Genomic DNA, 322 nt, shown 5'->3' with positions numbered 1-322 from the left:
AACATGGTCGTTATAATGGATTTATCTTTGTCGATGCTTTCTGAAGATACCCCGCCTTCAAGACTAGTCAGGGCGAAGCAAAAAATTGTCGATCTATTAAGTATGCGGAAAGAAGGTAGCACTGCGTTAATCGCGTTCTCAGGTGACAGCTTTGTCGTTACCCCGCTTACCGATGACATGCGCACAATCGAGTCGAACCTTGCAGCACTCGAGCCACTCATCATGCCAGTCATCGGCAGCCGTCCGGACCTTGGGGTAGACCAGGCCAAGGATCTTTTGGCTAAAACCGGCTCATCTACGGGGCGAATTGTCCTGGTAACCG

At 50.3% G+C, this 322-nt stretch carries 1 protein-coding gene; it reads left to right on the top strand.

Going from position 1 to position 322, the window contains the following annotated elements; genetic code table 11:
• Positions 1-15: 15 nt before the first annotated feature.
• A partial coding sequence (locus A3750_RS05760) for a VWA domain-containing protein (protein ID WP_231871733.1) occupies positions 16-322 on the top strand: 307 nt, incomplete at its 3' end.

The sequence above is a fragment of the Oleiphilus sp. HI0079 genome, from assembly GCF_001635105.1.
The sequence above is the reverse complement of the archived record's forward strand: the minus strand, read 5'-3'. Positions and strand labels throughout refer to the sequence as shown.